Source organism: Bradyrhizobium sp. 160, from assembly GCF_023073735.1.
In the GTDB taxonomy this organism is placed as follows: domain Bacteria; phylum Pseudomonadota; class Alphaproteobacteria; order Rhizobiales; family Xanthobacteraceae; genus Bradyrhizobium.
In genome coordinates this window covers 182010-204456 of sequence record NZ_JADPKD010000077.1, presented here as the reverse complement: position 1 = coordinate 204456, position 22447 = coordinate 182010, and the positions used below count along the sequence as shown (strand labels likewise).

At 64.6% G+C, this 22447-nt stretch carries 21 protein-coding genes and 1 tRNA gene; 16 read left to right on the top strand and 6 right to left on the bottom strand.

Annotated features, from left to right (window positions below; translation table 11 throughout):
- Positions 1 to 82: 82 nt before the first annotated feature.
- A complete protein-coding gene (locus IVA98_RS33040; RefSeq protein ID WP_247335084.1) occupies positions 83 to 937 on the bottom strand; it encodes an NAD(P)H-dependent oxidoreductase in 855 nt (284 codons plus the stop codon).
- 90 nt (positions 938 to 1027) lie between these two features.
- Between IVA98_RS33040 and IVA98_RS33035 the strand changes: the two genes are divergently transcribed.
- Positions 1028 to 1966: a LysR family transcriptional regulator gene (locus IVA98_RS33035; protein WP_247304225.1), complete on the top strand. Its 939-nt coding sequence runs from the start codon at positions 1028 to 1030 to the stop codon at positions 1964 to 1966.
- 10 nt (positions 1967 to 1976) lie between these two features.
- On the opposite strand, the gene IVA98_RS33030 is transcribed toward IVA98_RS33035, so the two are convergent.
- Positions 1977 to 2837: a DMT family transporter gene (locus IVA98_RS33030; protein WP_247304227.1), complete on the bottom strand. Its 861-nt coding sequence runs from the start codon at positions 2835 to 2837 to the stop codon at positions 1977 to 1979.
- 159 nt (positions 2838 to 2996) lie between these two features.
- Between IVA98_RS33030 and IVA98_RS33025 the strand changes: the two genes are divergently transcribed.
- Positions 2997 to 4364 (top strand): aminotransferase-like domain-containing protein, encoded by a 1368-nt coding sequence (locus IVA98_RS33025; RefSeq protein ID WP_247304228.1) that lies wholly within the window; start codon positions 2997 to 2999, stop codon positions 4362 to 4364.
- Between the two features lie 456 nt (positions 4365 to 4820).
- On the opposite strand, the gene IVA98_RS33020 is transcribed toward IVA98_RS33025, so the two are convergent.
- A tRNA-Ser gene (locus tag IVA98_RS33020) sits at positions 4821 to 4910 on the bottom strand.
- A 233-nt stretch (positions 4911 to 5143) separates the two neighbouring features.
- Here IVA98_RS33020 and IVA98_RS33015 point away from each other — a divergent pair.
- Complete coding sequence (locus IVA98_RS33015; RefSeq protein ID WP_247300054.1) at positions 5144 to 6007, top strand: alpha/beta fold hydrolase; 864 nt, start codon at positions 5144 to 5146, stop codon at positions 6005 to 6007.
- A 270-nt stretch (positions 6008 to 6277) separates the two neighbouring features.
- On the opposite strand, the gene IVA98_RS33010 is transcribed toward IVA98_RS33015, so the two are convergent.
- The gene (locus tag IVA98_RS33010; protein ID WP_247300052.1) at positions 6278 to 7402 is read right to left on the bottom strand and encodes an ROK family protein; all 1125 of its coding nucleotides are present in this window, start codon (positions 7400 to 7402) and stop codon (positions 6278 to 6280) included.
- A 333-nt stretch (positions 7403 to 7735) separates the two neighbouring features.
- On the opposite strand from IVA98_RS33010, the gene rplU reads away from it, so the two are divergent.
- From rplU to IVA98_RS32995, 3 genes are all read left to right on the top strand, one after another.
- Positions 7736 to 8122: a 50S ribosomal protein L21 gene (gene rplU, locus IVA98_RS33005; RefSeq protein ID WP_247279921.1), complete on the top strand. Its 387-nt coding sequence runs from the start codon at positions 7736 to 7738 to the stop codon at positions 8120 to 8122.
- A gap of 101 nt (positions 8123 to 8223) precedes the next feature.
- Positions 8224 to 8493 carry a 50S ribosomal protein L27 gene (gene rpmA / locus IVA98_RS33000; RefSeq protein WP_247300051.1) on the top strand — a complete coding sequence of 90 codons (270 nt, stop codon included), beginning with the start codon at positions 8224 to 8226 and terminating at the stop codon, positions 8491 to 8493.
- 152 nt (positions 8494 to 8645) lie between these two features.
- Complete coding sequence (locus tag IVA98_RS32995) at positions 8646 to 9239, top strand: GNAT family N-acetyltransferase (protein WP_247300049.1); 594 nt, start codon at positions 8646 to 8648, stop codon at positions 9237 to 9239.
- 49 nt (positions 9240 to 9288) lie between these two features.
- Here the strand turns inward: IVA98_RS32995 and IVA98_RS32990 are convergent, their stop codons facing one another.
- Positions 9289 to 10203, bottom strand: a complete 915-nt coding sequence (locus IVA98_RS32990) for a DMT family transporter (RefSeq protein WP_247300048.1) — start codon at positions 10201 to 10203, stop codon at positions 9289 to 9291.
- Positions 10204 to 10326: 123 nt separating this feature from the next.
- On the opposite strand from IVA98_RS32990, the gene IVA98_RS32985 reads away from it, so the two are divergent.
- The 3 genes from IVA98_RS32985 (at position 10327) to IVA98_RS32975 (ending at position 13773) form a co-directional block, all read left to right on the top strand.
- Positions 10327 to 10809, top strand: coding sequence for a MaoC family dehydratase (locus IVA98_RS32985; RefSeq protein ID WP_247300046.1), 483 nt, complete (start codon positions 10327 to 10329; stop codon positions 10807 to 10809).
- Positions 10810 to 10893: 84 nt separating this feature from the next.
- The gene (obgE, locus tag IVA98_RS32980; RefSeq protein ID WP_247300045.1) at positions 10894 to 11934 is read left to right on the top strand and encodes a GTPase ObgE; all 1041 of its coding nucleotides are present in this window, start codon (positions 10894 to 10896) and stop codon (positions 11932 to 11934) included.
- Between the two features lie 204 nt (positions 11935 to 12138).
- The gene (locus tag IVA98_RS32975; RefSeq protein ID WP_247356448.1) at positions 12139 to 13773 is read left to right on the top strand and encodes an alkaline phosphatase family protein; all 1635 of its coding nucleotides are present in this window, start codon (positions 12139 to 12141) and stop codon (positions 13771 to 13773) included.
- Between the two features lie 178 nt (positions 13774 to 13951).
- Here the strand turns inward: IVA98_RS32975 and IVA98_RS32970 are convergent, their stop codons facing one another.
- Entirely contained in the window at positions 13952 to 14992 is a 1041-nt protein-coding gene (locus IVA98_RS32970; RefSeq protein WP_247356446.1) for a Bug family tripartite tricarboxylate transporter substrate binding protein, read from the bottom strand.
- 200 nt (positions 14993 to 15192) lie between these two features.
- Here IVA98_RS32970 and proB point away from each other — a divergent pair, with 200 nt between their 5' ends.
- The 7 genes from proB to IVA98_RS32935 all read left to right on the top strand — a co-directional run bounded on the left by proB (position 15193) and on the right by IVA98_RS32935 (position 22338).
- On the top strand, positions 15193 to 16314 hold the full coding sequence (gene proB, locus IVA98_RS32965) for a glutamate 5-kinase (protein ID WP_247300038.1): 1122 nt from the start codon (positions 15193 to 15195) through the stop codon (positions 16312 to 16314).
- 212 nt (positions 16315 to 16526) lie between these two features.
- Complete coding sequence (locus IVA98_RS32960; protein WP_247300036.1) at positions 16527 to 17822, top strand: glutamate-5-semialdehyde dehydrogenase; 1296 nt, start codon at positions 16527 to 16529, stop codon at positions 17820 to 17822.
- 16 nt (positions 17823 to 17838) lie between these two features.
- Positions 17839 to 18483, top strand: coding sequence for a nicotinate-nucleotide adenylyltransferase (locus tag IVA98_RS32955; protein ID WP_247300034.1), 645 nt, complete (start codon positions 17839 to 17841; stop codon positions 18481 to 18483).
- A 211-nt stretch (positions 18484 to 18694) separates the two neighbouring features.
- The gene (rsfS, locus tag IVA98_RS32950; RefSeq protein WP_247300032.1) at positions 18695 to 19051 is read left to right on the top strand and encodes a ribosome silencing factor; all 357 of its coding nucleotides are present in this window, start codon (positions 18695 to 18697) and stop codon (positions 19049 to 19051) included.
- Between the two features lie 97 nt (positions 19052 to 19148).
- On the top strand, positions 19149 to 19631 hold the full coding sequence (rlmH, locus tag IVA98_RS32945; protein WP_247281223.1) for a 23S rRNA (pseudouridine(1915)-N(3))-methyltransferase RlmH: 483 nt from the start codon (positions 19149 to 19151) through the stop codon (positions 19629 to 19631).
- A gap of 32 nt (positions 19632 to 19663) precedes the next feature.
- Positions 19664 to 20986, top strand: a complete 1323-nt coding sequence (locus tag IVA98_RS32940; protein ID WP_247300068.1) for a murein hydrolase activator EnvC family protein — start codon at positions 19664 to 19666, stop codon at positions 20984 to 20986.
- Positions 20983 to 22338: a S41 family peptidase gene (locus IVA98_RS32935; RefSeq protein WP_247281224.1), complete on the top strand. Its 1356-nt coding sequence runs from the start codon at positions 20983 to 20985 to the stop codon at positions 22336 to 22338. Before IVA98_RS32940 ends, IVA98_RS32935 begins: the two co-directional genes overlap by 4 nt.
- The last annotated feature ends 109 nt before the right edge of the window (positions 22339 to 22447 follow it).

Below are 22447 nucleotides of genomic sequence, written 5' to 3'. Positions count from 1 at the left end.
CTCGTTCGCGGCTCGTACGTCGCTGGAGACGCGCGAGAATCGTCAAGCTCGCGCGCGTTCGCCGGTCTGCCTGGCAGGGCACTTACGCTATTGCGGCGCTGATATCGGTCGGCGACTGCACGGCGCCCGGCTCACCACGCGAGACGCGCGCCTCGGCTCGCTCGAGGTGAAGCGCGAAACCGTTCGCCTCGGGAGGCTCGAGCCCGGCGCGCAGCTGCATGCTCGGAATCAGGTAATCGCCGCCGTTTTGGCGCCGATAGGGAATGGGCGAGGCCGTCGCAAGCGTTCTCATCCTCTCGCGCAAACGTTCGGCGATCGCTTCGAAACCGGCTTCGCCGAGCTTGTCGGCCTTGTAGACAACGAACGGCGGCAGGACGTCATAGCCGGGGTAATAGAGGATGCCGTGATTGATCGGAAACAGCAGATCCTCGATCGGCCCATTGATCCCCCGGGCCGAATAATGCTCCTGCCAGCCGCCGGCCGTCACGATCAGCATCGCGCGCTTGCCCGCTAGCGTGCCCTCGCCGTAGCGGTCCCCCCACCGCTTGTCGCTGTGCTCGCCGACGCCATACGCGAAGCCATAGGCGAACACGCGGTCGACCCAGCCCTTGAGGATCGCCGGCATGCTGAACCACCACAGCGGGAATTGCAGAATCAGCGCGTCCGCCCACAGCAGCTTCTCGATCTCGCGCTTGACGTCAGGAGTGAGTGTACCAGCCTCGAAGGCCTGCTTGGATGCAGCGGCGGGCGCCAGCCGCGCGTCCGCCGGCAGCGACGGGAAGTCGGCGCGATCGACCTCCGATTTCCAGCCTTGGGCATAGAGGTCCGTCACCCGCACCTCATGGCCCTGGGCCTCGAGCTCTCTGGCGGCAACATCCCGGAGCGAGCCATTGAGCGAACGCTGTTCGGGATGCGCAAAAACAATCAACACTTTCATGATCAGCACCATTCGTTGACGATGTCCCGCAGCTAGCGCGGCGGGCTGCAAACCGGTAGATGTCGGCAATGGATAGAATTGTGCCGGAAAATGGATAAATCGGAGGTCACGCTCGAGCGCATGCGCAGCTTCGTGCGGGTCGCCGAGCGCGGAAACCTGTCGGCCGTCGCGCGCGAGCTTGATTTGGGCCAATCCACGGTGACACGGCACATCCGCGAACTGGAGCAAGCCGTCGGCGTGCCGCTGCTCACCAGGACCACGCGCAGGGTGACGATGACAGAGGAGGGGCGCCGCTACTATGCCGACTGCGTGCAGATCCTGCGCCTGGTCGAGCACGCCGGCGACGAGGCGCGCAGCACGCGCGATGCGCCCGCTGGAATGGTACGGATATCCTGCACTGCGGCCTTCGGCGTGCTGCACGTCAGCCGTTTCATCCTCGCGTTCCAGGACCGTTATCCGGACGTGTCGGTGGATCTCAGCCTGACCGACGAACGGATCGACCTTGTGAGGGAAGGTGTCGACGTCGCACTCCGTCTGGGGCCGCTTGCCGAGAGTTCGATGAAGCTCAAGTCCCTGGGACAGTCGCGGCGGGTGCTTGTCGCCGCACCGACCTATCTTGCCGAGCGTGGCAGGCCCGCGCGTCCGCAAGACCTCGCCTATCATCAGGCCATCAGGATGTCCAACATCGCCGGCAGCGATGTGCTTGTCCTGCAAGGACGTCGTGGCGGCCGCCATGCGGTCCCGTTCGCCGGACGGTTGCGCGTCGATCACGGACTTGCCGCGCGAGAAGCGCTCGCGGCGGGCCGCGGGATTGCACCCGCACATCTTTGGCTCGTCGGCGACCTTCTCGCGACCGGCAGACTCGAACGCGTGCTTGCGGACTATTCGCCGCCTCCCGTTCCACTGAACATGCTGATCGTGCCGGAGCGGTCCGGCGTCGCGCGGGTGCGGCTGCTGGTCGATTTTCTCGCCGAGCAGATCGCGCAAATCCCCGGGATCGAAAAATCGCCGGGCAGAAGGCAGGACTAGCCGGCCATCGTCACGCAAACCGCCGCGCGAAAAAGACGCAAACGACCACGAGGACGGTCGCGGCGATCATGTTCCAGGCAACCGGCTCGTGCAGCAACAGGCCGGCGAGCGCGAGACCGAAGAATGGCTGGAGTTGCTGCAACTGGCCGACGCGGGCGATGCCGCCGAGCGCGAGCCCGCGATACCAGAAGATGAATCCGACGAACATGCTGAAGACCGAGACGTAGGCAAGCCCGACCCAGGCGGGCGCGCTGACGCCGCTCCATGTCGGTGGCCAGGTCCAAATCACGACGGGCACCATCAGCGGCAGCGCGAGCAGCAGCGCCCAGGAGATCACCTGCCAGCCGCCGAGGCGGCGCGACAGCGCGGCGCCTTCGGCATAGCCGAGGCCGCACAAGATGATCGCGGCCACCATCAGAAGATCCCCGGTCAGCGAGCTTGAGCCGTCGTTCGACAGTGCAAAGCCCGCCACGGTCGCACTGCCGAGGACGGCGAACAGCCAGAACAGCGGCTGCGGCCGCTCACCGCCGCGCAATACGCCGAAGATCGCGGTCGATAGCGGCAGGAGGCCGATGAAGACGATCGAATGCGCCGAGGTGATGTGCTGGAGCGCGAGCGCGGTCAGCAAGGGAAAGCCGACCACGACACCGATGGCGACGATGGCGAGCGAGGCGAGATCCTGCCTCGTCGGCCGCGCCTGACGGAGCAAGCCGAGCACGGCCAGGCCTATCAACGCCGCAATGAGCGCGCGCGCGGACGTCAAGAACAGCGCCGAGAAGCCGCCGACTGCCACGCGGGTCGCCGGCAGCGAGCCGCTGAAGATGATGACGCCGAGAAGCCCATTGCCCCAGCCGCTGCCGGAAGATTGCATTCCTGTCTCGCTTTTGGCTCGCAATCCTGGCGCATCGCAGATGACAAGGCCAGCGACAGTTCAGTACAATCTGGCAAAACTGTATGGATACGGAAGACTATACACTTGGACAACGACGCATCAGCGAGAGGGCGCAACGGAACGCGGACCGCAGACGTGATGAGCGCGATTCGTGCCAAGGTCGCGGGCCGCGCGCTCGGTGCCGGCGACCGCTTGCCGTCGATCCGCAGCCTTGCCGCGACAATGCGGGTTTCGCCTTCGACCGTCGTCGAAGCCTACGACCGTCTGGCTGCGGAAGGGTTGATCCGCGCCCGCCGCGGCTCGGGCTTTTACGTCTCGCCGGCAATCATGCCGCCGCTCGCATTGACCGAGGCCGAGCCGCGCCGCGACCGGGAAGTCGATCCGTTCTGGGTCTCGCGGCAGTCGCTCGATGTGGACACGACGGTGCTGAAGCCCGGCTGCGGCTGGCTGCCGCCGGAGTGGATGCCCGAGGCAGCGCTGCGACGCGCCATCCGCGCACTCGCGCGCGCCGACGAGAGCCTGTTGACGGATTATGGCAGCACGCGCGGCTCCCCTGCGCTCCGCCGGCTGTTGCTTGCGCGCCTCGCGGAAGACGCGATCGAGGCGTCGGTCGACCAGCTCATGCTGACGGGTTCAGGCACGCAAGGCACCGATCTCGTCTGCCGCTTCCTGCTCCATCCCGGCGACACCGTGCTGGTGGACGATCCCTGCTACTTCAATTTTCGCGCCTTGCTGCGGGCGCATCAGGCAAAAATCGTCGGCGTGCCCTACACGTCATCGGGGCCTGATGTTGCAAGCTTCGAGCAGATCCTCGCCAGCGAGCGGCCGCGGCTCTACATCACCAATTCAACGCTCCACAATCCGACCGGCGCGACGCTGTCGCTTCCGACCGCGCATCGGCTTTTGACCGCGGCCACCGCGCACGACCTCACCATCATCGAGGACGACATTTTCGGCGACTTCGAGCCGGAACGCTCGCCGCGCCTTGCTGCGCTGGACGGTCTCAATCGCGTGATCCGCACCGGCAGCTTCTCCAAAACACTCTCGGCCTCGGTGCGCTGCGGCTACATCGCAGGGCGAGCCGACTGGATCGAGCAACTCGTTGACCTCCAGGTCGCAACCAGCTTTGGCGGCCCGAGCCCGGTCGCGACACAGGTCATCGCAACGGTGCTGGCCGGCGGCAGCTATCGCAAGCACATGGACGAGCTCAGGCAAAAGCTCATGCGCGCCCGGCGCGACGTCGCGCGCAAGCTTCAGGCGCTCGGCATCGAGCCATGGCTGATGCCGCGCGGCGGCTTCTTCCTATGGTGCCGTCTCCGGGACAGCCAGGATGCTACGGCAGTTGCACGCGCGGCTCTCGAAGCGGATGTGGTGCTGGCACCCGGCAACGTCTTCAGCGTGTCGCAGACGGCGTCGCACTTCATGCGGTTCAACGTAGCGCAGATGAGCGATGCGCGAGTATGGGATGTGATGCGGCGGGCGTTAAAGGCGGGTGGCGCGGCGTGACTTGGGCAGCCCCGTGACAGTCAGGATCACTTCGCCCGTCCAGCGATCCCTGCCCCTCCAACATCGACAGCGCGGACAGGACTCTCTCTCGGAATCAATACACCTTCTTCGTGCGGGCAACCGATAATTCCGTCGACCACCGCTATCGATGCGCACCGAATGCCGCTTAAGAAAACCGACAATTTCCGCAAGCCTGGTCTTATCCGACCGCACATCTGCGGATTCGAAAGCAAACGGCGCAACTCAGGCTCGGCTCCTTCAGCCCGGATACAGGAGAGACAGCAACCTTGGAAGCGAACGTGTTGTCAGGACCGTAGAAGGCGATCGTCCGGACGGCAAAACCGCGCATGCGCTGGTTCTTTCGCAGCCGTTTGTCAGGCCGCGGCCCGATCTTCATTGGCGTGACCAAATCCGCTCGCGGAATTCCTCGACCGGTACGCTCCGACGTCGCTGAAATGGCGGAGAGGGAGGGATTCGAACCCCCGATAGGCTTGCACCTATGCCGCATTTCGAGTGCGGTGCATTCAACCACTCTGCCACCTCTCCTGAAGGTGCCGATAAGAGGTAGGAACCCCCTGTGGTCGGGCGTGTAATAGGCGAGGATGGCCGGCCAGACAAGGCGCGAAAGGCGAAAATCCGCCGCCTGTTTCATCCCTTGACCTCGAGCTCCGCTCCGGGGAATCGAACGGAGCTCTAGATTCTTGTTTTGACGCGTTTTCTTGACGCGAACCGGCGTCCACTTCGCTCGAAAACGCCGCTGCATTCCGAAAGGAACCGCCGTGGAGCATCTGACCGTCCCCGCCAATGGCGCCAATTTCCACCTGGTCCGCACCGGGCGGGGCCAACCGCTGCTTTTGCTGCATGGTTGGCCGGAATTCTGGCTGACCTGGGAGCCGGTGATGATGCGGCTTTCGGACCGCTTCACGCTGATCGCGCCCGATTTGCGCGGCTTCGGTGACAGCGACAAGCCTGACGGCCCTTACGGGCCGGATGGCCATGCGGCGGACATGCTGGCGCTGATGGACCGACTCGGCATCGAGCGATTCGGCGTCGCGGGTCATGACGTCGGTGGCGCCGTGATGCAGCCCCTGGCCCGGCAGGCACCGACGCGGCTTGCCGGGCTGCTCTTCTTCGATTTTGTCTATCCCGGCATCGGGCCGCGCATGGCGGCGCCCGACCGGCTCAACCACATCTGGTACCAGTCCTTTCACCAGATGGAGATAGCACCCAGCCTCGTCGGCGCCAGCCGCGAGACCTGCTGGCTCTATATCAGCCATTTCCTGGAAGGCTGGGCGCACCGGAAGAATGCTTTCGACGACGTGCTCGACGCCTTCGCCGACAACTTCCTCAAAGACGGCAATCTCGCCGGCGGCTTTGCGCATTATCGCGCCTCGCATGCCGGGCGCATCGCGATGATGAAGGGTGAGGCGCCACGCCTGCCGCCGATCAATGTGCCGACCTGCGTGCGCTGGGCCGAGCACGACCCGCTGTTTCCCTATGCCTGGACCGATCGGCTCAGGGAAACCTTCAGCGAGCTCGATCTGGCGATGTTTCCGGACGTCGGGCACTTCCCGCATCGGGAAGATCCGGATCGCGCGGCCGCGGAGATCGCGGCGTTCTTTCAGCGCATCGGCTGGAATTGAGGCCCGGGTCCAAAAACGGGGTGGGACCGCCAGACGCGGTAAACACTGGCGGTCCCGATGCCGCTCATTGAAATACTGGCCAGGAAGGGCGGCTTCGCCGGCCGAGTGAAGCGACGGTTCGACGGTAGCGCGCAGCCGGCATGGCGCAATGCAATCCGCCCCTTAACCTTGCCAGTCAAGGTTACCCCGGAGCCCGAAAGCGAGCTCCAGATCCTTGTTGGACGCGTTTTCTTGACGCGAACCGGTGTCCACTTCGCTCGAAAACGCTAGCTAGTTGTCCTTGCCCTTTTTCTTCCCGTTCTCCGTGGAATCCCGGTCTTTGCCATTACCGTTGTCCTTGCGGCGGTTGGTGAAGCGCGCATTGCCGAGCCCGGTGCCGATGGTGAGGACGCCCCAGCGGTCGACGTCCTGCATGAACGGTACTTCCGAAAGGCCCTGAACCACGCCGTCATTGTGCATCAGGATCGCGGTGTCGTGCTCGCCGATCTGCGGGATGGCTTCGGTGAGGCTCGCCGGCAGGTTGAACTTGCTGCTCTCCCAATTGCCCGGGAGGTTCTGCGCGCCCTTCTCGATGGAGCCGTCCGCGTTGATCACGCCGGGACAGGCGATGCCGATGAACGGCGCGAGCTTGAAGCCTTCGGCTTCGGCATCCTCGATGAGGCCTTCGAGCATCTTGACGAGCCGCTTCACCGCGGCCTCGCGGCTCGGCTCATCATCGGCATGGCGCCACAGATCGGATTTGAAGACGACGGCCTTGGACAGATCGGGCGCCTTCTTCCAGCGCGTCTCAACGATGCCGCAGCGGATGTTGGTGCCGCCGATATCGACCGCGAGGATGCTGTCATAGGCCTCGAAAATCCAGGACGGGGCAAGGTGCAGGGCTCCAATCAACCCGGCATCATCAGGATCGAAGCGGATCGGCACCAGATCGACCTTGAAGCCTTCCGACTTGAGGATGATCTCGGCCCGGGCAATGGCGATTTCGCCGAGTCGGCTCGCACGAAAGCCGCCGCCGACCACGATGCACTCGGTCTTGGCCCAGGCCTTGGTCTTGAGGAACCGCCGCGTCACGTAGGCGAGCTCCTGCGCGAAATCCTCGATCGCGCTGTGCACGACGGCCGTGGCCTCGGTATCGTCGCCGACCAGAACGGCATCGAGGGCCTTCTTGCTGATCTTGTCGGACGGCTCGTCGCCGAAGGGATCCTCGCCGCTCTTGCGAAGCGGTTTGCGCCATTCTTCGAGGATCTCGCGAAACGCGCCCTTGCTGGCGCGATCGCCCAGAAAGCCCTCGTCGTCCTTGATCTCGATGTTGAAGCTGTCGACGTCGACCGACGGCAGGCGGCTCGCCCCATGCTGGGCGATACCCGTCGTCTTGACCAGCTCGTCTGTTGCCATGATAGCCCTTGCCCGCGTGTCCGATTTGCGAGGACACAACGGGGAGGGAACTCGTTGGTTGCAAGCCGGACGCAGATTCAGCCCACGCACCGCAATGGGCCCAAAATCCTTCAATTCTGGCCGTTTTCGGCGGTTTTCCTTGACTTGTGGCGTCCGGCGGCTATAAGTCCCACAACCGGCGCGGGGCGTTTCTCGCGCCGCTTGTTTTTGCGTGGGTTTTCAAGGGGATAAGTCCCACCCGCACAAAACTCGCATAAACCCGTAGCGACTGACAAAAAGCCGGCCCCGACGCGTCTCGTCGCGAGGCCGGGATTGAACACGAAGGAAAAAACGATGTTCGCAGTCATCAAAACCGGCGGCAAGCAATACCGCGTCGTGCCGGATGATGTTCTCGAAGTAGGCAAGATCGAAGGCGAAGTCGGCTCGATCGTGCAGCTGAATGACGTTCTGGTGGTCGGCGGCGACACGCCGGTCCTGGGCGTCCCGACGGTCGCAGGCGCGTCCGTTGCGGTCGAGGTGCTCGACCACAAGCGCGGACCAAAGGTCATCGCGTTCAAGAAGCGCCGCCGCAAGAACTCGCGCCGCAAGCGCGGCTACCGCGACGAGATCACGGTGCTGCGCGTCAGCGAGATCCTGACGGACGGCGCCAAGCCCACCAAGGGCCCGCGTCCGAAGAAGGAGAAGGTGGCCAAGGAGTCCGCACAGGAAGCCGCCGAATAAAAGATTTGATCACGCCAATTCACGAATTGATGCGTGAGAAATCGTGAAATGATTCCGTCAAGGAATTGATCTAGACATACGTAGGATTTCGGAGACGAGCCATGGCTCACAAAAAAGCAGGCGGTTCATCGCGTAACGGACGCGATTCGAAGGGCAAGCGCCTCGGCATCAAGGCGTTCGGCGGGGAGTTCGTCACCCCTGGCAACATCATTGCGCGTCAGCGCGGCACCACCTGGCACCCCGGCCTTAATGTCGGCATGGGCACGGACCACACTTTGTTCGCCAAGGTCGAAGGTCGTGTTGCGTTCCAGGCCAAAGCCAACGGCCGCACCTTCGTATCGGTGCTCCCGATCGCTGAGGCGGCTGAATAGACGGTGGACCAAATTGGAGTCCGCCGGGTCCTGACCAAACCGGCGGAGTCCTAAAGATCAAGTGATCGAAGGCTCCAGGGGAGGCGGGAAACCGGCCTCCCCTTTTCTTTGACTTACTCACTTTGGAATTAGTGACTTTCCAGGAGCCGGACATGTTGCAGGATTTCTCGAGCGTGACCTTGCAGGAGGCGAGACCGACCGTCGTCGCCACCGAGCGGCTGACCTTGCGGCGGCCGACACTGGCCGACGTCAGGACCATCGCGCGGCTCGCCAACGACCGCCGCATCGCAGAAAACACCCGCCGCCTCCCGCATCCCTATTCGCAGGATGACGCTGTCGAATTCATCCGCGCCACCGCCGCGCTCGGCAGCGAGACCGTATTCCTGATCGAGCACGATTCTGGGCCGATCGGCATGGTCGGCATCGACTGCTCCACACCCGACAATGCCGAGCTCGGCTACTGGCTCGGCGTCGAGCATTGGGGCCAGGGCTTTGCGACCGAGGCCGCGCGCGGCGCGATCGACTTCTTCTTCGAGGAGTTCGAGGACGACCAGCTCTATGCCGGCGCGCGCGTCACCAACCCGGCCTCGCGCAAGGTACTGGAGAAGTGTGGCTTCCAGTGGAGCGGCGTCCAGCTGCACCGCTTCCTGGCGCTGGGATCGTCCACGCCCGTCGATTGCTTCCGCCTGTCGCGCGGCGTGTGGGCGTCGCTGAAGAGCTGGAGCAGCGCAAGGCGGATGAGGTAGTGCGCGAATCACCCTCCCCCTTGAGGGCGCTTGAGGAGGAGGGTGGGGATCACGCCGGCGGATTCACTTCTGCGCTTTCACGCCCGAGATCGCGCTCTCGCAAGTAGATATAGAACCCGGCGCCGATGATGATGGCTGCGCCGAGGAGTGTCGCGACCTCAGGCACGTCGCCGAACACGACGAAGCCGAAGATCACAGCCCAGACGATCATCGAATATTGGTAGGGCACCACGACGCTGGCCGGCGCGAGCTTGAGCGAGCGGTTGACGCAGAACAGCGCGGTGACCGAGACGCATCCCGCCAATGCGAAGATCACGAGGCTCCCCGATGTCGGCGGCACCCAGTGAAATGCAGAGAGCACGGCCCCCAGCGAAAACGTGCCGATGAATTGCGAGGACGCCATCACGATGTCAGGCGTCTTGCGCAGGCTGCGCGTGATCAGCATCAGCGTCGCAAACGACAGGCTGCCGCCGAGCGCGATCAGCGCCGGCAGGCTGACGGTCTGCGCGGATGGCCGCAGCGCGATCAAGACGCCGCAGAAACCGATCAGGATCGCGGTCCAGCGCCGCCAGCCGACCCGCTCGCCCAGAAAGACCGCCGACATCGCGGTGACGAAGATGGGGCCGGCCAGATAATAAGTGATGACGTCGGCGAGCGGCAGATAGACGGTCGCGAGGAAGAAGGCGGCCACCTCCAGCGTCGACAGCACGACGCGAAACAGCTGCAACCGCGGCCGCTCCAGCTCCAAGAATTGGCGACGCTGCCGCCAGATCAGCGGCGACAGCAAGAGCAGCGCCGCGCAGGCGCGCAGGAACAAAAGCTGCCCCACCGAATAGGTGCCGACCAGGAACTTGCCCATGGCGTCGCCGAACGAGAACAGGAAGATCGACAGCACCATCAAGGCGATGCCGGCGAGCCGTGCCGAGCGGTCGTCATAGGCGGAGAGAGACTTGAAGAAGGGCATATGCGTCGTTTTAATCGCGTGGGCGCGCCGGACAAGTCCACCTCTGGTGAATTGAACGCATTGTCGCACTGCGCGGAGCGCGATACGCATCATGCACCGAGTCCGTTCCGAATGGTGCAGCGCATGACCGACTTCGATCCCTCCCAGCACCGCATGATCCCCACACAACGCTGGTTTGAAGATTTCGTCGTCGGCGAACGCTTCGTGCTGCCCAGCCGCACCCAGACGTCCGCCGTGTTCGCAGCGTTCCAGACCGCGAGCGGCGACACTCATCCGGTGCACTACGACGTGGAATATTGCCGCAGCCGCGGCATGCCGCATCTGCTCGCCCACGGCTTCCAGACCTTGATCCACACCGCGCCCGGGGCCGGCCTGTTTCCGTTCATGGTCGAGGAGTCCCTCGTCGGCTTCCTCGAGCAATCAAGCCGGTTCCTCAAGCCCGTGTTCGCCGACGACACCATCTATCCCGCGCTTGAAGTCACCGAGCTGGTGCCGGGGCGCACGACCGGCGCCGTGACGCTCAGAAGCACCGTGTTCAACCAGCGCAAGGAGCTGGTGCTGGAGGGCACGCAGAAATTCCTGATCCGGCGGCGACCAGCGGGTTAAGCACGGGGCAAAATCGCCGAAATTCGGCCGATTCACGGAGAAGTTCGGGTTGCCGCGCGGGATCGGCTGGCCTACCTATGGCCCATGAAATTCCTCGACGAAGCAAAGGTCTATATCCGCTCCGGTGACGGCGGGAACGGCTGCGTGGCGTTCCGCCGCGAGAAGTTCATCGAATTCGGCGGCCCCTCCGGAGGCAATGGCGGCCGCGGCGGCAATGTCATTATCGAGGTCGCCGATGGCCTCAACACGCTGATCGATTACCGCTATCAGCAGCATTTTAAAGCCCAGAAGGGTGAGAATGGCTCGGGCTCGGACCGCCATGGCGCCAACGGCAAGAACATCGTGCTGAAAGTGCCGATGGGCACGCAGATCTTCGACGAAGACCGCGAGACGCTGATCCACGACTTCACCAAGGTCGGCGAAAGATTCGTCCTAGCCGAGGGCGGCAATGGCGGCTTCGGCAACGCGCATTTCAAGACCTCGACCAACCGCGCGCCACGCAACGCCAATCCCGGCCAGCCGGGCGAGGAGCGCTGGATCTGGCTGCGGCTGAAACTGATCGCGGATGCCGGACTCGTCGGCCTGCCCAATGCCGGCAAGTCGACCTTCCTCAGCAAGGTCAGCGCAGCAAAGCCGAAGATCGCCGACTATCCCTTCACCACGCTGCATCCGCAGCTCGGTGTCGTGAATGCCGACGGCCGCGAATTCGTGCTGGCCGACATTCCGGGTCTGATCGAAGGCGCGCATGAAGGCGCCGGTCTCGGCGACCGCTTCCTCGGCCATGTCGAACGCTGCCGCGTGCTGCTGCATCTTGTCGACGCAACCTGCGAACATGCCGGCAAGGCCTACAAGACGGTGCGGACCGAGCTCGATGCCTATGGCGGCCAGCTCACGGACAAGATCGAGATCGTCGCGCTCAACAAGATCGATGCGGTCGAGCCGGACGAATTGAAAAAGCAGAAGGACCGCTTGAAGCGCGCCGCCAGGAAGACGCCGCTGCTGCTGTCCGCCGTGACCGGCCAGGGCGTCAAGGAAGCGCTGCGCGCGCTGGCCGACGTGATCGGCGAGAACCCGGTCTCCGCCAAGGCCAAGAGCGCCGCCGAAGCGGAGCCGTGGTCGGCTTGAGGAGAGCGACGCGCTCCCTCCACACCTCTGCGCAGCGGGCCAACGTCCGACAAGAGAGCGGACCCCTCCTCACCCGGCGCGTAGCCGAAGCTCTCTTGAGGACGGCCGCCACAGGCAGCCTATGCCGACATCTCCGTTCGGGAGAGGTTTTCTTCGCGCCATCGATAGCGCAATATCCAGCAAACGAAGTCAGGAGCGAGACGCATGGCGCGCGCGAAGAACGTTCTCTGGATCATGTGCGACCAGCTTCGCTATGACTATCTCGGCTGCACCGGCCATCCTACGCTGAAAACGCCGAATATCGATGCCATGGCCCAGCGCGGCGTGCTCTTCACCAAGGCCTATGTGCAGTCGCCGATCTGCGGTCCGTCGCGGATGTCGTTCTACACCGGACGCTACATGCGCTCGCACGGCTCGCACTGGAACGGCTGGCCCTTGCGCGTCGGCGAGCCCACGCTCGGCGATCACCTCAACAAGATCGGCGTGCGCAACGTGCTGGTTGGCAAGACCCACATGGCGCCCGATCTGGAAGGCATGAAGGCGCTCGGCATCCCGCCGGAATCGGTCATCGGCGTGCATGTCGCCGAATGCGGCTTTGAACCTTACGAGCGTGATGACGGCCTGCACCCGACCGGTCGACCGCGCCCGAAATACGATGAATATCTGCGCCAGCAGGGCTTTGAGGCTACCAATCCCTGGGAGCATTGGGCCAATTCCGGCGCGGCCGACGACGGCTCGTTGCAGAACGGCTGGCTGCTGGTGCATGCCGACAAGGCCGCGCGCGTGCCGGACGCGCACTCCGAGACGCCCTACATGACGCGGCGTGCGATGGACTTCATCACCGAGGCCGAGACCGATGGCAGGCCGTGGTGCCTGCATCTGTCCTACATCAAGCCGCACTGGCCCTATATCGCGCCAGAGCCCTACGCCAGCATGTATTCGACGTCAGACATGATTCCGGTGATCCGCTCCGAGCGCGAGCGCCAGAATCCGCATCCGGTGTTCGGCGCCTACATGGACATGCGCTACTCCCGCAACATGGCACGCGACGTTGCCCGCGAGAAAGTGATCCCGACCTATATGGGCCTGATCACCCAGATCGACGACCAGATGGGCGTGCTGATGAAATTCCTGGAGGCGCGCGGCCTGTTGGAGACAACCATGATCGTGTTCACCTCCGATCACGGCGATTATCTCGGTGATCACTGGATGGGCGAGAAGGACCTGTTCCACGAGCAATCAGCGAAGATTCCGCTGATCGTGATCGATCCGTCGCAAGAGGCCGACGCCACGCGCGGCACACGCAGCGACGCGCTGGTCGAGGCCATCGACCTCGCGCCGACTTTCGTCGATTATTTCGGTGGCAAGGTGCCGGGACACATTCTCGAAGGGCGTTCGCTGCTGCCGCTGCTGCGCGGCCGCACGCCATCAGATTGGCGCAAGGTGGCGTTCTCCGAATATGACTACGCCATGCAGGATGTGCGGCTGAAGTTGAACCAGCCGATCGAGCGCTGCCGCCTGTTCATGGTGTTTGACGGCCGCTGGAAATATATCCACGCCTCCGGCTTCCGCCCCATGCTGTATGACCTCGAAACCGATCCGGCCGAATTTGTGGACCGCGGCGACGACCCCGAGTGCGCCGGCATCATCGCGCGGTTGCAGGCCGAGTTGTTCGACTGGGCGCTGCATCCGAACGACCACATTACGACGCCGCGCGAGAAGATCGCGGCCTATGCGGACAACCAGCTCCAGGTAAAGGGCGGCATTCTGATCGGCGTCTGGGACGAAGCCGAACTGGCGACGATCAAGGACGGCATCGCGCAGCGAGGGAAGCTCTAAGCCCCTCATGGTGAGGAGGCGCGAAGCGCCGTCTCGAACCATGCAGGCCCCGCTGCGCCAGCCGAGCCTTTCATCCGTCGAGACGCGCGCAAGAGCGCGCTCCTCAGGATGAGGAGAAAGAGGGCGCGCGACGCTTTCTCAACGCGTCATGCCCGGGCTTGACCCGGGCATCCACGTCTCACGTCATTTGCGGATGCACGTGGATGGCCGGGTCAAGCCCGGCCATGACGGTGGAGTGTGGGGCGCGCCTCCCGATCTTCTCGATCCGGTATCCCGTCGCCTTCACGATCGGTTGCCATAGCGCGATGTTTGCTGCGAGCTCTTTCGTCAAGCCTTCCGGTGTCGACCCGACCGGAATGAGCCCGATCGCCGTCAGCTTCTCCTTCACCTCGGGCTTGGCGAGCGCAGCGCGCGCGGCGGCACCGAGCTTGCTCGCGAACTCCGGCGAGCTGCCCGCCGGAAGCCACATGCCGTACCAGGCGTCGGCGACAAGATCGATGCCGCTCTCCCTCAGCGTCGGAACGTCTGGTGCAAACGGCGATCGTTCCGCGCTCGCGACCGCGATGATCTTCACGCCCTTGGCACGATGTTGGGGCAGAGCATCGGCCAACGTGGTGATGCCGAACGAGATGTGGCCGCCGACGATGTCGTTGAGGATGGGTGCGCTGCCGCGATAGGGCACGCGGGTCAGGGGAATGCCGAGATCCTTCTCGAGCTTGGAGCCCATGAAATGCGGGATGGTGCCATTGCTCGGCACACCGAACGAGGTCTTGTCCGGATGCGCCTTCAGCCACGTCACAAAGCTCTTGAAATCAGTGGCCTCGACCGCCGGGTTGATCACCAGCGCAAATTCGAACCGCGCCAAGAGCGACACCGGCAAGAAGTCCTTCGCCGTGTCGAAGCTCGGCGTCGTCTCCACCATCGGCAGCAGATACATGGTCGGCCCCGTCGTCACCAGCACCATGCTGCCGTCGGGACTGCCGCCTTTGACCGCCTTGATGCCGATCAGCCCGTCGCCGCCGGTGCGGTTCTCGACCACGATGGTCCGTTGCAGCACCGGCGCCATCTCCAGCGCGATCAGCCGGCACAGCGTGTCGCCGCCTGCTCCCGCTGCGAACGGGAAGATGATCTTTGTGAGCCCGACCTGCGCTTGCGCCCCACCCGCCTGCGCCAGCAGCGGCAGCCCGAGACATCCGGCCATGAATTTGCGGCGATCCATTCGTTTCCTCTTCGGCCCTTTATCGTTGAGCCGCAATTAGAGCCGGGCGGACGCCCGGCACAAGGCCGACATTCGCCGTTTACCATGGCGGCTGCCTTGCGCCCGTCACCGTCCTGCTGCAAAAGCAGAGCTCATCGGCTCCGCCTGTCGCTCCGCCATTTTCCGAACAATTTGCATCCAGCGCCAACACATCTACCCACATGGCCAGCCCCGAACTCAGTCAATTCCGCCGGATCGTCGTCAAGGTCGGCTCCGCGCTGCTGGTCGATTCCGACAGGGGTGAAGTGCGTGCGTCCTGGCTCGCGGCGCTGGCGGACGACATGGCCAAGCTGCACCGCGAGGGCCGCGATGTGCTGGTGGTCTCCTCCGGTTCGATCGCGCTCGGTCGCAGCCGCCTCAAATTGCCGCGCGGCCCGCTGAAGCTCGAGGAGAGCCAGGCCGCCGCCGCCGTCGGCCAGATCGCGCTGGCGCGAATCTGGTCGGAAGTGCTCGGGGCGCACGGCATCGAAGCCGGCCAGATCCTGGTGACGCTTCAGGACACCGAGGAGCGCCGCCGCTATCTCAATGCGCGCTCCACCATCGGCAAGCTGCTGGAATGGCGCGCCATTCCCGTGATCAACGAGAATGACACGGTGGCCACCAACGAGATCCGCTACGGCGACAATGACCGCCTTGCCGCGCGCGTCGCCACCATGGCGAGCGCCGACCTGCTGGTGCTGCTGTCCGACATTGATGGCCTCTACGACGCTCCGCCCAAGAACAATCCGAACGCAACACTCATTCCGGTGGTCGAGAGCATCTCCTCAGAGATCGAGGCGGTGGCCGGGGACGCCGAGTCCGAGCTATCGCGCGGCGGCATGCGCACCAAGGTCGAGGCGGCCAAGATCGCCACCACGGGCGGGACGCACATGCTGATCGCCTCCGGCAAGATCGAGCACCCCCTCCAGGCCATCGCCGATGGCGGCCGCTGCACCTGGTTCCTGACGCCGGCCAATCCCATCACCTCGCGCAAGCGCTGGATCGCGGGCACGCTGGAGCCGAAGGGCACGCTGACCATCGATGCCGGCGCGGTGACGGCGCTGCGCGCCGGCGCCAGCCTGCTGCCGGCCGGCGTGATCAGGGTCGAGGGCCAGTTCGCCCGCGGCGACGCCGTGATCGTGCGCGGTCCCGACGCCAGCGAGGTCGGCCGCGGCCTGATCGCCTATGACGCCGATGTCGCCGAGCGGATCAAGGGCCGCTCCTCCCCGGACGTGATGGCGATCCTCGGCATCAGCGGGCGGTCGGAGATGATCCACCGCGACGACCTGGTGGTGGGCGGGTAGGCCTTTGCCGTCAGGCCCAGGCTTGTCCCGGGCATTCACCTTCTTCGAGCCGCAAGAGGCGTGGATGGCCGGGTCAAGCCCGGCCATGACATCGCGGTTGGGCCAATGGCCTTGTTGCACCATTTCGCCGGGAGACCAGCCATACCGTCCCCGCCCTTCGCAGACGCAGGATTTCCGTGCTAGGACACCGCCTTAGCAGAAGGTTGACTCCCATGGCCGCCCCCCTCAAAGCCGTTGACGGCAATGCCGATCTCCAGGCGCTGATGTCCGATCTCGGTACCCGTGCCCGCGCTGCCGCGCGCGTGCTCGCGCTGGCGCCGCCGGAGCAGAAGAACCGGGCGCTGGAAGCCATTGAGCGGGCGATCCGCGGCAACGCTGCGGCGATCCTCGCCGCCAACGCCGAGGACGTCGCTGAAGCCCGCGCCTCCGGCAACGCGACCTCCTCCTTCATCGACCGCCTGACGCTGACGCCGGCGCGCGTCGAAGGAATGGCCGAGGGCATCAGCACCGTGCGCGGCATTGCCGATCCGATCGGTGTCGTCACCGAGAGCTGGCAGCGGCCGAACGGCCTGACCATCGAGCGCGTGCGCGTGCCGCTCGGCGTCGTCGGCGTGATCTTCGAGAGCCGGCCGAATGTTGCGGCCGATGCCGGCGTGCTGTGCCTGAAGTCCGGCAATGCCGTGATCCTGCGCGGCGGCTCCGACAGTTTCCGCTCCTGCCGCGCCATCCATGAATGCCTCGTGCAAGGCCTGCGCGAAGCCGGCCTGCCCGAAGCCGCGATCACGCTGGTGCCGACGCGCGACCGCGCGGCGGTCGGCATGATGCTGTCAGGATTGAGCGGCGCGATCGACGTGATCGTGCCGCGCGGCGGCAAGAGCCTCGTCGCGCGCGTCGAGCAGGAAGCGCGGGTGCCGGTGTTCGCGCATCTCGAAGGGGTCAATCACGTCTACATCGATGCCAGCGCCGACCTCGCCATGGCAAAATCGATCGTGCTCAACGCCAAAATGCGCCGCACCGGTGTCTGCGGCGCCGCCGAGACGCTGCTGGTCGATCGTGCGGGAGCCGCAAGGAGCCTGAAGCCGCTGGTCGAGATGCTGCTGGACGCCGGCTGCGAAGTGCGCGGCGACGATGCCGTGCAGAAGACCGACGCACGCGTAAAGCCTGCCAGCGAAGACGATTGGGATACTGAATATCTCGACGCGATCATCGCAGCGAAAGTGGTCGACGGCGTCGACGGCGCGATTGCGCACATCCGGAACCACGGCTCGCATCACACCGACGCGATCGTGAGCGCAGACGAGGTCGCCGCCAAGAAGTTCCTGAGCGAGGTCGATTCCGCGATCGTGCTGCACAACGCTTCGACGCAGTTTGCCGATGGCGGCGAGTTCGGCTTCGGCGCGGAGATCGGCATCGCCACCGGCCGCTTCCATGCCCGCGGACCTGTTGGCGCCGAGCAGCTGACGAGCTTCAAATACCGGGTCCTTGGCACCGGGCAGACGCGGCCGTAGCCGCTCGGGGCGGGCATTGAGCAACAATTTCGTCGTGCCGCGTTTTGTGGCGCAAGCGATCCCGCCCTACACCCAGGGCATGCGCGTCGGCCTGCTCGGCGGCTCGTTCAATCCGCCGCACCAGGCCCATCGCGCCATCAGCCAATTCGCGCTCAAGCGATTACAGCTCGATCGCGTCTGGTGGCTGGTGACGCCAGGCAATCCGCTCAAGGAGAACGGCACGCTGCATGAGATCGGCGCGCGCATGCAGGCGGCGCGTGACGTCGCGGCCGATCCCAGGATCGAGGTGAGCTGTCTCGAATCCGTCATTCGCACGCGTTACACTATCGACACGATCAACATCTTGCGCCGCCGTTTGCCCGGCTTGCGCTTTGTCTGGATCATGGGCGCCGACAACCTCGCTCAATTCCACCGTTGGCAGGACTGGCGGCGGATCGCCGCCCAGGTGCCGATTGCGGTCATCGATCGCCCGCCGCAAAGTTTTCGTGCCCTCGCCTCTCCTGCCGCCAAGGCACTGGCGCGCTACCGCTTGCCCGAGAATAAGGCGGCACTGCTTGCGGATCGGCCGGCGCCGGCCTGGGTGTTCCTGACCGGATTGAAGCTGAATCTCTCGTCGACGGGCCTGCGGAACCCGGACGGGAGCTGGAAAGGTACGAAGTGAGAATAGGTACGAAGTGAGACGGAGTGTGTGGATTTGGGGCTCTCTGGCATATTGAAACCCTTAACCCCACATGATGTAGTGTAACCGGTGAGCGCCGGATTCGGCGTTCGCGATACAGTGAAAGGAATGGTCCCTGGCCACATCTGTATTGTCCAAGTCTGTTTTACCCAAGGTTGCTAAGCCTACGCGTAAAACATCGCCCAAAGCTGCCTTGACGGCGCAACCCGACGCCGACAAGACGCTGAGCCTGATCCTCTCCCGCCTCGAGGACATGAAGGCGGAAGAGACGGTCACCATCGACCTTCGCGGCAAATCGGCGTACTCCGACTACATGATCGTTACCACCGGCCGGGTTAACCGGCACGTTGGCGCGATCGCGGAAAACGTCACCAAAAGCCTCAAGGAAAACGGCATCAAGAACATCCATGTCGAGGGCTTGCCCAATTGCGACTGGGTGCTGATCGATTCCGGCGACGTGATCGTGCACGTGTTCAGACCCGAGGTCCGCGAGTTCTACAATCTCGAGCGATTGTACACGCAGGGCCCAGGGGCGGCGAAGGCGATCTAGAGGCCTGACGAGCCGATTTCGAATCGGCTGACGCGCATGCTAGCGTCGTGCGCGCGTCTGATGCGCGCGACCTTGAAAACACGACGCTGAAGCTACCATGCGTGTTGCTGTCATTGCGGTGGGCCGGCTGAAGCAGGGCCCCGAACGGGAGCTTGCCGACCGTTATTTCGAGCGGTTCGCCGAGGCCGGCCGCAAGCTCGGATTTCGCGACCTCTCGATTTACGAACTTGCGGAGAGCCGGGCGCGCGACGCAGCAACGCGGATGGCTGAAGAGGCCGCGGCGATCTCGGCCCATATTCCGGAGAAGGCGGTCCTGGTGGCGCTGGACGAGCGCGGTCAGAATCTGGACTCCACCGTATTCGCACGGCATCTGGCGCGCTGGCGGGACGAAGGCGCCGGACATACTATCTTCGTGATCGGAGGGGCGGACGGACTTTCGCCCGAATTGCGCCGTAAGGCCAAGCTCGCGATCGCGTTCGGCTCTGCGACCTGGCCGCACCAAATGGTCCGCGTCATGCTTCTGGAACAGCTTTATAGGGCCGCCACCATTCTGGCCGGCCACCCCTATCACCGCGCGTGATGCGCGCCACAACGAGCACCTTTGCCGACGAGATGCGTGCGCCGATTCTCAACCTACTGCTGATCACTGGCCTCGCAGGCACAAGCCTCGCGCACGCTCAGACGGCGACGCCGCCGCAGACCGCGGCTGTCTCGCCCGATGTAATCAAGCAGCGCGAGCAGGAGCTCGAGGCCGCGCGCGCCAGGCAGAAGAGCGCGGAGGAAGCGCAGGCCAAGCTCAAGGCCGAGATCACCGCGCTCGGCCAGGACCGCACTCAACTCAATCAGCAGCTGATCGACACCGCCGCCAATGTGCGCACCGTCGAGACCAAGATCGACGAAGCCGAAGCCCGGCTGCGGACCCTGAACGGCCGCGAGCAACAGCTGCGCGCCTCGCTCGATTCGCGCCGCGCCGACATCGTCGAAGTGCTGGCCGCCTTGCAGCGCGCCGGAAGGCGCACGCCACCCGCGCTGCTGGTGCGCCCCGAAGATGCGCTGCAGTCGCTGCGCACCGCGATGCTGCTGGGCGCCGTCGTGCCGGAGTTGCGCGGCCGCGCCGAGAAGATCGCCGGCGACCTCGGCGAGCTCGTCGCCCTGCGCAAGAACATCGCCACCGAACGCGACCAGCTCGCCCTCGACCGCGACCGGGTCCGCAACGACCAGAGCCGGCTCACTGCTTTGGTCGACGAGCGGCAGCGCCTGCAAGCGGCGCGGGAAAAGGATCTCGACGCCGAGAATTCGCGCGCGATCATGCTGTCAAAGCAGGTCGGCGATCTCCAGGGCCTGATCGCCAAGATGGAGCAGGATCTGCAAAGCGCCGCCAAGGCCGCTGAGAAGGCGGCCGAGGCGGCAAGGCAGGCCGAGGCGAAGGCGGCCGCCAGCGCCAAGTCCGGCCCGGGCGCTTTCAAGGACCGGTCCCGGACCACGCCCGCGATGGCCTTCGCGTCGGCCAAGGGGCTCCTGCCTCTTCCGGTTAATGGTAACAAGATCAGGGACTTTGGTGGTTCCGACGGGATCGGCGGGGTCCAGAAGGGCATTTCACTGGCCACCAAGCCGGGCTCTCAGGTCACAACGCCGTGTGACGGCTGGGTGGTCTATGCCGGCCCCTTCCGCAGCTATGGACAACTCTTGATCCTCAATGCCGGGGGCGGGTATCATGTCCTGATCGCCGGGATGGAGCGCATTTCGGTCAACATCGGACAGTTTGTGCTCACGGGGGAGCCGGTCGCGACCATGGGGTCGACCTCTCAGGTCGCCTCCATTCTCGCCACGAACGCGAGTCAACCTGTGCTGTATGTCGAGTTCCGTAAAGACGGCACTCCAATCGATCCAGGCCCATGGTGGGCCGCAAATGAAGGCGAGAAGGTTCGCGGATGATGCGCAAGACTTCAGTAATCCTCCTCAGCGCGGCCACTGGCGCGGCGCTGACGCTGTTCGTGACCCAGCCGCGCGCCGTGTTCATGGGCTCCAGCGCGCGAGCCGCCACCGCGGACACCTATCGCCAGCTGAATCTGTTCGGCGACGTCTTCGAGCGCGTGCGCTCCGACTATGTCGAGAAGCCCGACGACACCAAGCTGATCGAATCCGCGATCAGCGGCATGCTCACCGGCCTCGATCCGCATTCGAGCTACATGGACGCCAAGAGCTTCCGTGACATGCAGGTGCAGACCCGGGGCGAGTTCGGCGGCCTCGGCATCGAGGTCACGATGGAAGACGGCCTGATCAAGGTGGTCTCGCCGATCGACGACACACCGGCTTCGCGCGCCGGCATCATGGCCAACGACATCATCACCAATCTCGACGACGAGGCGGTGCAGGGCCTGACCCTGAACCAGGCGGTCGAGAAGATGCGCGGTCCGGTCAACACCAAGATCAAGCTCAAGATCATCCGCAAGGGCCAGGACAATCCGCTCGACGTCACCTTGGTGCGCGACAACATCCGCGTGCGCTCGGTGCGCGCGCGCGTCGAAGCCGATGACATCGCCTATATCCGCATCACCACCTTCAACGAGCAGACCACCGAAGGCCTGAAGCGCGAGATCGGCAATCTCTCGAACCAGATCGGCGACAAGCTGAAGGGCTACATTATAGATCTCCGAAACAATCCGGGCGGCCTGCTGGAGGAAGCGGTCACCGTCTCCGACTCCTTCCTGGAGAAGGGCGAGATCGTGTCGACCCGCGGCCGCAATGCTGAGGAGACCCAGCGCCGTACCGCGCATGCGGGCGACCTCACCAAGGGCAAGCCGGTCATCGTGCTGGTCAATGGCGGCTCGGCGTCGGCCTCCGAGATCGTCGCCGGCGCGCTGCAGGACCACAAGCGGGCGACAATCGTCGGCACACGCTCGTTCGGCAAGGGCTCGGTGCAGACCATCATTCCGCTCGGAAGCGGCAACGGCGCACTGCGCCTGACCACCGCGCGCTACTACACGCCGTCGGGCAAGTCGATCCAGGCCAAGGGCATCGTGCCCGACATCGAAGTGCTTCAGGACGTGCCGGACGAGCTGAAGTCCCGCACCGACACCAAGGGTGAGGCGTCGCTGCGCGGCCACCTCAAGAACGATGGCGACGAGAAGACCGGCTCGCAGTCCTACGTCCCGCCGGACGCCAAGGACGACAAGGCGCTCAAGCTTGCCGACGATTTGCTCCACGGCATCAAGAACAGCGCCTCGGCCGCGCCGACGCCGGGCGGCGACAAGGCCGCCGCCGACAAGCCCAAAGCGGCGAACTAGAATCGGCGCACACGAACTTCTTGCAAAGGGCGGCTGCAAAAGCCGCCCTTTTTGCTTGGAACTCCCGATGCCCCCGGCCGATCCCGGCCTGCCGCCGCTTGACCTCGGC

Coding starts and splice junctions, on each gene's coding strand:
- IVA98_RS33040 (WP_247335084.1), bottom strand. CDS start 937: ATGAAAGTGTTGATTGTTTTTGCGCATCCCGAACAGCGTTCGCTCAAT.
- IVA98_RS33035 (WP_247304225.1), top strand. CDS start 1,028: ATGGATAAATCGGAGGTCACGCTCGAGCGCATGCGCAGCTTCGTGCGG.
- IVA98_RS33030 (WP_247304227.1), bottom strand. CDS start 2,837: ATGCAATCTTCCGGCAGCGGCTGGGGCAATGGGCTTCTCGGCGTCATC.
- IVA98_RS33025 (WP_247304228.1), top strand. CDS start 2,997: ATGAGCGCGATTCGTGCCAAGGTCGCGGGCCGCGCGCTCGGTGCCGGC.
- IVA98_RS33010 (WP_247300052.1), bottom strand. CDS start 7,402: ATGGCAACAGACGAGCTGGTCAAGACGACGGGTATCGCCCAGCATGGG.
- rplU (WP_247279921.1), top strand. CDS start 7,736: ATGTTCGCAGTCATCAAAACCGGCGGCAAGCAATACCGCGTCGTGCCG.
- rpmA (WP_247300051.1), top strand. CDS start 8,224: ATGGCTCACAAAAAAGCAGGCGGTTCATCGCGTAACGGACGCGATTCG.
- IVA98_RS32995 (WP_247300049.1), top strand. CDS start 8,646: ATGTTGCAGGATTTCTCGAGCGTGACCTTGCAGGAGGCGAGACCGACC.
- IVA98_RS32990 (WP_247300048.1), bottom strand. CDS start 10,203: ATGCCCTTCTTCAAGTCTCTCTCCGCCTATGACGACCGCTCGGCACGG.
- IVA98_RS32985 (WP_247300046.1), top strand. CDS start 10,327: ATGACCGACTTCGATCCCTCCCAGCACCGCATGATCCCCACACAACGC.
- obgE (WP_247300045.1), top strand. CDS start 10,894: ATGAAATTCCTCGACGAAGCAAAGGTCTATATCCGCTCCGGTGACGGC.
- IVA98_RS32975 (WP_247356448.1), top strand. CDS start 12,139: ATGGCGCGCGCGAAGAACGTTCTCTGGATCATGTGCGACCAGCTTCGC.
- IVA98_RS32970 (WP_247356446.1), bottom strand. CDS start 14,992: ATGGATCGCCGCAAATTCATGGCCGGATGTCTCGGGCTGCCGCTGCTG.
- proB (WP_247300038.1), top strand. CDS start 15,193: ATGGCCAGCCCCGAACTCAGTCAATTCCGCCGGATCGTCGTCAAGGTC.
- IVA98_RS32960 (WP_247300036.1), top strand. CDS start 16,527: ATGGCCGCCCCCCTCAAAGCCGTTGACGGCAATGCCGATCTCCAGGCG.
- rlmH (WP_247281223.1), top strand. CDS start 19,149: ATGCGTGTTGCTGTCATTGCGGTGGGCCGGCTGAAGCAGGGCCCCGAA.
- IVA98_RS32940 (WP_247300068.1), top strand. CDS start 19,664: ATGCGTGCGCCGATTCTCAACCTACTGCTGATCACTGGCCTCGCAGGC.
- IVA98_RS32935 (WP_247281224.1), top strand. CDS start 20,983: ATGATGCGCAAGACTTCAGTAATCCTCCTCAGCGCGGCCACTGGCGCG.